Source organism: Streptomyces spongiae (assembly GCF_009377185.1).
In the GTDB taxonomy this organism is placed as follows: domain Bacteria; phylum Actinomycetota; class Actinomycetes; order Streptomycetales; family Streptomycetaceae; genus Streptomyces; species Streptomyces spongiae.
Window position 1 is genome coordinate 1 of record NZ_VJZC01000484.1, and the last position, 7,689, is coordinate 7,689.

11 protein-coding genes and 2 pseudogenes are annotated in these 7,689 nt (G+C 62.6%); 7 read left to right on the forward strand and 6 right to left on the reverse strand.

Annotation, left to right across the window (positions count from 1 at the left end; translation table 11 throughout):
* Positions 1 to 230 precede the first annotated feature (230 nt).
* From FNH08_RS38965 to FNH08_RS38985, 5 genes are all read left to right on the forward strand, one after another.
* The gene (locus tag FNH08_RS38965; protein WP_152776256.1) at positions 231 to 557 is read left to right on the forward strand and encodes a hypothetical protein; all 327 of its coding nucleotides are present in this window, start codon (positions 231 to 233) and stop codon (positions 555 to 557) included.
* Complete coding sequence (locus FNH08_RS38970; RefSeq protein WP_152776257.1) at positions 557 to 1,837, forward strand: putative T7SS-secreted protein; 1,281 nt, start codon at positions 557 to 559, stop codon at positions 1,835 to 1,837. The genes FNH08_RS38965 and FNH08_RS38970 overlap by 1 nt, the downstream gene beginning before the upstream one ends.
* A 35-nt stretch (positions 1,838 to 1,872) precedes the next feature.
* Positions 1,873 to 2,577, forward strand: coding sequence for a hypothetical protein (locus FNH08_RS38975; protein ID WP_228034627.1), 705 nt, complete (start codon positions 1,873 to 1,875; stop codon positions 2,575 to 2,577).
* A 28-nt stretch (positions 2,578 to 2,605) separates the two neighbouring features.
* Positions 2,606 to 3,250 (forward strand): hypothetical protein, encoded by a 645-nt coding sequence (locus FNH08_RS38980; RefSeq protein ID WP_152776259.1) that lies wholly within the window; start codon positions 2,606 to 2,608, stop codon positions 3,248 to 3,250.
* A 325-nt stretch (positions 3,251 to 3,575) separates the two neighbouring features.
* Positions 3,576 to 3,980, forward strand: coding sequence for a hypothetical protein (locus FNH08_RS38985; RefSeq protein WP_152776260.1), 405 nt, complete (start codon positions 3,576 to 3,578; stop codon positions 3,978 to 3,980).
* Positions 3,981 to 4,010: 30 nt separating this feature from the next.
* Here FNH08_RS38985 and FNH08_RS54205 read toward each other — a convergent pair.
* From FNH08_RS54205 to FNH08_RS39010, 5 genes and pseudogenes are all read right to left on the reverse strand, one after another.
* Positions 4,011 to 4,133, reverse strand: a pseudogene (locus tag FNH08_RS54205) (IS481 family transposase); the annotation flags it as partial.
* A 15-nt stretch (positions 4,134 to 4,148) separates the two neighbouring features.
* Positions 4,149 to 4,556 (reverse strand): VOC family protein, encoded by a 408-nt coding sequence (locus tag FNH08_RS38995; RefSeq protein ID WP_152776261.1) that lies wholly within the window; start codon positions 4,554 to 4,556, stop codon positions 4,149 to 4,151.
* Positions 4,557 to 4,925: 369 nt separating this feature from the next.
* Positions 4,926 to 5,324 (reverse strand): hypothetical protein, encoded by a 399-nt coding sequence (locus FNH08_RS39000; RefSeq protein ID WP_152776262.1) that lies wholly within the window; start codon positions 5,322 to 5,324, stop codon positions 4,926 to 4,928.
* Positions 5,324 to 5,620 (reverse strand): hypothetical protein, encoded by a 297-nt coding sequence (locus FNH08_RS39005; RefSeq protein ID WP_152776263.1) that lies wholly within the window; start codon positions 5,618 to 5,620, stop codon positions 5,324 to 5,326. The genes FNH08_RS39000 and FNH08_RS39005 overlap by 1 nt, the downstream gene beginning before the upstream one ends.
* 4 nt (positions 5,621 to 5,624) lie before the next feature.
* On the reverse strand, positions 5,625 to 5,861 hold the full coding sequence (locus FNH08_RS39010) for a hypothetical protein (protein WP_152776264.1): 237 nt from the start codon (positions 5,859 to 5,861) through the stop codon (positions 5,625 to 5,627).
* A 192-nt stretch (positions 5,862 to 6,053) separates the two neighbouring features.
* Between FNH08_RS39010 and FNH08_RS39015 the strand changes: the two genes are divergently transcribed.
* Positions 6,054 to 6,920, forward strand: coding sequence for a helix-turn-helix domain-containing protein (locus FNH08_RS39015; RefSeq protein ID WP_152776265.1), 867 nt, complete (start codon positions 6,054 to 6,056; stop codon positions 6,918 to 6,920).
* Entirely contained in the window at positions 6,917 to 7,165 is a 249-nt protein-coding gene (locus tag FNH08_RS39020) for a DUF397 domain-containing protein (RefSeq protein ID WP_322726189.1), read from the forward strand. Before FNH08_RS39015 ends, FNH08_RS39020 begins: the two co-directional genes overlap by 4 nt.
* A gap of 63 nt (positions 7,166 to 7,228) precedes the next feature.
* Here the strand turns inward: FNH08_RS39020 and FNH08_RS39025 are convergent.
* Positions 7,229 to 7,689, reverse strand: a pseudogene (locus FNH08_RS39025) (hypothetical protein); the annotation flags it as partial.

Here is a 7,689-nt window from a genome sequence, read left to right on the forward strand (position 1 = left end):
CCCCAACAGAATCCCAACCCCTACACCCAACAACCGCCGTACCAGGGACAGTAGGAGCCAGACTGACCCGCCGCACGGGTAGGGCGGAGACTATTGGTCATTTCCGTCGGCTGGGCTGCTCTTGGCGGCTGATTCTCGATTCTGACCGACTATCGAGATCACAATGAACGTCCCATCTACTGACGCAGACTCGGCATGTGCGCCATCTACCACGCAAAGGAGCCATTTTCATGGGGGAGCACTTCAAAACCGATACGGATCAACTGGGACAGTTCCTCAAGACTCTTGAGGGCTGCATCAGAGATCTGGATGAGGCGCGAACTGCTCTGGCTCACGTCCGGGCTGATCAGATCGGGACCAAGCGTCTGGATGAGGCGTGTGACGGCTTCCAGGAGCGCTGGAAGTATGGATCCGAACAGACGAAGAAAATGATTGACGCCGTCAGCGAGGGTGTGAAGTCAAATAAGAAGTCCTACGAAGAGGTTGAAGACGCTCTAGAGAAGGCATTCAAGGATATTGCAGACAGGGCAACCTCAGGCCAGGGGAGCGCGAAGTAATGGCTGCGAACCCCTACCTCAACCTCGGCTGGAACCCTGTCCCCGGCATCCCTAGTGAAGTCAACAGTCTGAAGCAGAAGGTCAGCTCGGCCGCCGCAGCGCTGCGTAGCTGTCACACGCAGCTCGACAAACTGATCGGTGAAAGCAGTTACTGGGAAGGCGACGCAGCCGAAGCCTTCCGGGAAGCCATCGACGGTGAGCTGCCGACCTACATCAAAAACGCTGCCCGCTCCTTGGAAAAGGCTGCGGCTCAACTGGGCAACTGGGACGGCCATCTGACGTCCAACCGCGACTTGGCGCAGAAGTACGACGATGCGGCGGCCGAGAAGAAGTCCGCGATCGCATCGGCCAAAGACCGTCACGCCCAGGCCGAGAAGCACCCGGACCTGGGGCTCGCCGGCCAGCAGTTCTCCACGCAGGAAGAGGCCGACGCGGCGACTGCACGGTTGCGGGCAGCTGAGCGCAATCTCAACCAAGCGACCATCGCTCTGAACAAGGCCAATGGCGAGTACAACGACATTATCGCGAAGGCCGAGGTGCTGGAGCACACGCACACGGACAACGCGGAGACGGTCGCCAAATCGCTCGACGATGCCACCAACAAGCTTGCACCGAGGGAACCGGGTTGGCTGAGCAAGGCTGTCGATGCTATTTGGGAGGGCATCAAGGCAACCGGTGACTTTTTGCTGGAGCACGCCGGAACCATTGGTGCCATTGCCGGCCTGCTGGCACTGTTCCCTACTCCACTTACTCCGCTGTTTGCAGGCATCGCTGTTGTGGCGAGTGCCGCATCCATGGCGAAGAATCTGTCCGATCCTGAGTTCCGAAGTGAGTTGATGGGAGGCGGGAGTGGAATGGACACCTTCGCCGCATGGGCCTCTCTCGCTGGTGACACGGTCGGTATGATCCCGGGAGGATCGGCCCTGGGTATGGCGGCGAGGGAAGTAGCCGATGGGGTGAGCATGGCGGGCCGAATGGGCGTGGCCGTGTCAAACACCGAAAAAGCGGGTGCCTTCGTCAGGGAGATTGTCCCAGCTTTCTCGAAGCAAGCTGCGGATGAAACCGCCGGTATGTGGCGTGCTGCCAGTGAAGGGGCTGGCGGGTCGGGCAAGCTGATGGGGGCGATCACTGCCAGCGGTCTGAATGTTGCGGCGAATATGGTGTCTTCCGCTGAGAGCCTGGGATTGGTTTCCGAGGACGGCGCCGAACATAATGCCGCAGAGGGTACGAAGGCTGCGGCGACGTTGCACGATATCGCCGGGCTATTTGGAGTGCTGTAGGGCAAAATGGCAGCATTTGACGAATGGATCGAGCAGTGACTGATGTCTTCACCGAGGTGGCGAGCCAGCCGAAGCCCCTTCTCTGGTACGGGCTCCCGCACGGCTATTTGCAACTGGACCTCGACCCGCCCTTCGAACGGGTCGTGGAACTGATCAACCAGGTACTCGGCCTGCCGGACGAGCTTCGCGATCATGTAGAACAGGTTGTGCGGTTTTATACTGGTGTCGTGGGCATGCTGAACGCACAAAATGTGCTGGGATGCGCAATGGGATTGCATCCGGATGAGAGTGGCGGGTTCGCGTCATCCGTACTGACGATCTCGGTTTTCCCGGCATCTGGGGTCAACGCCAAACTAGTACTTGCCAGCATGGCAGGCACCGCCGCTGACAGGCCGGATGAAGGCATGCGGCCGCTGGAACTGCCCTGTGGAACGGGGTTCCTCGCGGAGAAGAAGCGCCGCACGACCGCGCCAGGCGTGCCTCCTGAAGGTAAGGGGACATCCCTGCAGGGGACGGTCTGGCAGGGGACGGTCGCAGTGACAGGGGCAGGCGCGAGCGACATTGTGGTACTGCAGTTGGTGACACCCGCGGTTGACATGGCTGATTCCTATCGCGACGTGCTGCTCGGCGTTGCGCATACTCTGTCGTTCACCGACCCCGCACTTATGGCTGCCGCAGAAGGCGCCAGCGCATTGCAGGATTCCGCATCTGTCGATGCGATTAGGAATGACTTCGGCTAGTTAAACACATGAACCGAAAGGAGATGAGATGTCAGAGAGCCTTCCAGTTTCCGACGCGCCCGACGCCGTGAGTGTCGAGCGGGTAATGAAGGACAATTACAACGCCTTGATCAAGCTCCTTGCTGGACGCGTGGCCGTCATTGCAATCTTGGTCGTTGTGCCGACGGCGTTGTACAAGGCCGGAGCTCCCAACACGATTTTTCTAGTGCTGCCCTTCATCCCCGCAGTATTCTTGTTTATTCTCACGGTTTACCGCCTGTGGGCAGGTGTCCGACTGATTCAATGCCGAAAGGTTCTTTGTCACTACCCTCTTCGATTCCACACGCGCGTCGTCAAGAAGAGCTCGCTCTGGACCGTGTACGGCAATGTGTTTGAGGTCAAGATCTCCACGCGTGGCGAGCATGGCGCTCAGTTGATGAAAGGGATCAATGCTGCCGGGCGCCGTCGTTGGCCGGATGGGGCGGAAGACGGGGTGTGGATCGCAGGGGATCTTGCTTTCGGGGGCGTGATGGTCGTGCCGGGAAGCAATTCAATGCTTTTCTTGAGTCCTGCGGATTGGGACAAGTTGGCGCCTAGGCGAGAGCAGGCCGGTGCGGAGCGTATAGCTCTGGCGGAAAAGGCGGGAATTAACAAGAAGAACTGGCGAAAGCCGGTGCTGCTGTGGGGTGGATAGCTGGCGCAAGGCGGGGATTTATGTCAATGAATTCGGACTTCTCGGGTGGGGGAAGAGTTGCTTGTTGCTGTGAGGCTGATGTTGGGGAGAGCCAATGAAAAGTGACATCCCGCAACTTCCTCTGAACGAGCACGGAGTCCCGGTCTCCTTGGAGGCCTTCAGGGTTCCGGCGCCCTCGTACAAGTGTGCATTTGACCATCCAGAGACCCGAGCTTCGTGGGAGAGAGCTCACAGGAAATTGAGGAGGCGCCGGATGATCTGGTGGGTCCTCTGCCTCCCTTCATTTTTCGCTCTTGCAGCCCTTGTGAGTCCTGACGCTGGTGAGTTGGCCAACAAGATCGGCGGAATCGCCCTGATTGGGTGGGTCATCGGCTATCCCGCCCTGCTCTACCTCAGCGGCAAGTCAGTCGGCTGCTTGAAGCGCATGCGGCGCGTGCTCGAGAAGCACCCGTGGCGTCTGATCCCCCAGGTGCACAGGCCCAAGGGCCACAGGGACCCGTACACCGCAGCGATCCAGCTCCAGTACGCCGAAGGCGAGAGGATGACCGGCCTCATGTCCGTGTGGAACCCGGTCAGGACATACCGTCGGCCCAAGAACATGGAGTACGGCGCCTGGTACGCGGGCGACAGTTTTAACGCCCGGACCGCGGCCAGTAAGGGGCGCGGCGTTCTGACGCTCCCGGGTGTCGGCGACCTGCTGTCCGTGACCCATCGCCCTGGGAATCACTGACCGTGTCGGTGTCCAACTGATGATCACCGATTACGCCTTGGCCGTGGTCTCCTGCTTGAGGCGTTCGTAGGGGGTTTGGCCGCCGAGGAGCCGGTAGAAATCCTCCGCGTCGATGCGGTGGGAGCGTTCGACCTTGCCGTTCAGCCGTGGGGTGCGTCCCAGCCCCGTTTACTGCCCGGTGCCACCGGGCCGGCGCAGCTGGATCAGGTCCCAGCGGTTCCCGTACAGGTCTTGGAAGACGGCAACCGTGCCGTAGGGCTCCTGCCGTGGAGCTTCTTCGAACACGACCCCGGCCGCCCGCATCCGCTCGTAGTCGCCTTCGAAAGTGTCGGTGTTCAAAAACCAGCCGACCCGGCCGCCGGTCTGATCTCCGATACGAGCCTCCTGCCCGTCGGTCACGGCCCTGGCCAGGAGCACAGCGGTTTCCCGCGCGCCCGGCGGAGCGACTACCACCCACCGCTTGTCCTCGTCGATCCGGGTGTCTTCCAGGAGCTCGAACCCGACGACGTCCCGGTAGAAGGCGATGACCTCGTCGTAGTCACGCACGACAACGGTCACCAGTCCGAGATGAGCCATCAAGCGATCCTTCCTGCAAGCCGTATAGGCGCACCATCCCACCCCGGCATCCTTCCCGGTCAGAGCACTAGCACAGGGCTCGTCGGCATGCTGATCTGCGTCGTCATCGGGCTCGTGCTTGAGGTGCTCGTCTTTGACAACAGGGTGATCGCCCTGACAATCGGCAGTGGTGCAGGCGGAGTCCTCGGAATCACTTTCACGCTGGCGCGAAGGAATTCTCGGAAATGCGGCGCAGCCGACACGGCGCAGTGCTCGTCGTGCTCTCGTCGGCTCGAGAGTGCGTGAGCCGCGTTCACGAGGATGTGGCGCTACGGTGGCGAGTGCCGCATCCTCGTGGCTCACTGCTTGGGGCCGCGTGCTCTGCCCAGGTCAGTCATTTGGGCACTCGTAGCCGGTGGATGCGGCAGTGGTAGGGGCGGGTGGTGGCACGGTGGGTTGTCGGAGTCGTGCGCCTCGGCTCTCGGCGATGAGGAGGGTTTCGCCGAGCGCCTGGGCGAGTTGTTCGGCGACGTGCCGGAATTGCGTGTCCGGCACGTCGGGTGTGGCGAGGAGTTCCCAGGCCTGTTCGTGGAGCTGCTCCGCGAGGCCGAGTTGTACGGTCTCGACGCGGTCGGCGATCCGGGAGAGGGTGCCGCTGCCGATGTCGTCCTCGATGAGGTAGCAGCGCTGGCCGAAGGTGCCGGTCCACGGGAGTAGGCGGGTGCGGGGTTCGAGCGCCTTGGGGAGGTCTGCTCCTTCTCCCGGGGTGTGCGTTTCCGTCAGGTGCATCAGCCGACCTCAACTCCGTGGATGCGGCGCGGGCCGATGTCGATGCCGTATGTCGCCAGCCAGAGGGCTCGGCGTCGGGCGCGCTGTTCGGTGGTGAGTACGTAGGGGCGGACGGATGGAGTGGCGGTTCCGTCGAGAGGCGTGTCAGTGGCGTAGAGGCCCGGCGCTCGGTGGGGCGTGTGCCTGGGTTCTTGGTGGTGTCGGGCGTCGGGGGGCGTGTGTCCGGCGCGGTGACGGCCGCGCGGGGCGAAGACGGCGGTGAGCGCGTCGAGGGCGCGGAGGATCAGATCGGTCATTGTGTTAACTCGCTTTGCTGTCAGTGCTCTTGGAGTCGTGCTCGCAGTCGTCGCAGATCTGTACGGCCCAGCCGAGCCGGCCTCCGTCGGGGTGCTGCGTGTATGCGTGTCCTCCGGGCCGGAGCCCTTGTCCTCCGCCGCAGCGGACGCAGGCCAGGCCGTAGAGGCGGCGCCAGGACTCGTGGGGGAGGTGGAGGGGGTCGTGGGTGCCGGTGCGGAGGTCGGTGTGGGGTGCTGTCATGGCGCTCCCAGCGAGAATGAAGGGCATCTTGGAGTAGTCGGTCCATCGCGAAGAGTGACTTGCTAGAGCATGGCGCTGAGAAAGGTTTCTCGGCAAGTTGATTGGCGCGATTGCTGCACCGCTGGGTGAACTGGCATATGTCAGGGTGTTCGGGCTGTGTAGAGTCCACGCCAGAGAGGCGGTGATCGATGCATGGCTGATGCTCGACCCAACCTGATGCGGCGTCGACTCGGCCTGGCGCTCCGCACCCTGCGGCAGCGCGCGGGGCTCAACCTGCCCGATGCCGTACAGGGGTTGGGACTCTCCGGGCCGTCTGCGTTGAGCAAGATCGAGAATGGCAAGCAGCGTGTTCCGTCGTCGGCCCTGGACAAGTACTTTCAGGCGTACGGTGTGACGGACGAGCAGCGCGTACAGGAGATCAGGCGCCTCGCCGCCATGGCGTCCTCATCCCGCAGCACCAACTTGTTCAACCAGTACCGTGACGCGGTCCGCGATCCCTTCGCCGACTATCTCGAACTCGAAGAGCTGGCTGTGCATGCCGACTGGTTTGCCGTCCAACTCGTTCCCGGGCTCCTGCAGACGCCCGCTTATGCGCACGCTGTCGTCGAGGGGAGCGGCAAGTGGCGGACGGCGAGGGAAGTACGCACCTTCGTCGAGCTGCGGATGAAGCGTCAGTACGTGCTGCGCCGTGAGAACCCTTTGTCCATGTGGTGCGTGCTGGACGAGGCGGTTCTGCGCCGGGAAATGGGTGGGCCCGGGGTCATGGCCGAGCAGTTGCGATATCTGCTGGCGATGACGGAGGAACTGCCCGGGGTGGAGTTGCAGGTTCTCCCCTTCAAGTCCGGAGTGCACGCCGGAATCGACGGAGCCTTCACCGTGTTCCGCTTCGACGCAGGTGACCCTCTGGCGGTGGTCGAGCCACTGACAACCTCCTTGTATCTGGAGGAGGATGTCCATGTTGGCCGCTACGACGCCGCCTTCAACCACTTGCGCGCCAGGGCGCTGGACATCCCGGCTTCACGCGAGTTCCTGCAGGACCTCATCAAGGAGGAAGAGTGATAGGGCAGGCTGACCTGAGCGCCGCCAACTGGGTTAAGAGTAGATTCAGTTCAGGTGGCGACAATTGTGTCGAGGTGGCCTTCGGAGCAAGTGAGACGGTCGGCCTGCGTGACTCGAAGGTAGTCCGGGGCCCACTCCTGGCTGTCAGCGGCGAGGCGTTTTCCGCCTTCCTCGACGGAGTGAAGCGCGGCCAGTTGGATCGTACGGCCAGATCGTCAACCTCATGCGTCTACGTAGTGCGTTGATGGCCTTGCTGCGGGGAAGCAACCGGAACAACCGCTTCTTGCGGAGCTGCGCCGCCGCCCAACTCACCGTACGGGCAGGGCATCCACCAGAGACTTCCACCCAGCGCCCTGCGCCTTCACGTCGCACCAGGACCCATCCCGGAAGTGCCACCGCAGCGTGGCGTGCTGGTCGCTATGGGTGTCCCAGACTGCAAGCTCCACGCCAGCCACCTGCTCGCAGGGGACGGACCAGGCGCTCTCCGCCTCGTGTTCACCGACGTACAGGAGGCTGACTCGCCGTTCTCCGACGGCCAGCACGCGGTCTCCCCAGATATGCACAGCGATCCCGAGGCCCCCGGCCGCACTGTCCCATCCGCCGTTGAGTCGCTTCTCGCGCCGACGCTTCTCCTTGCTTCGGCAGAGCCACAAGAGCCCCCGAAAGGGCATCAGGAGTAGGTCGCCGAGGAAATCAAGTGGGGCAGTGAGCCAGTCGAGGAAGCCGGTCAACCACGCCCGCACCCACACCCCGGCGGAGGGTTGGGGAC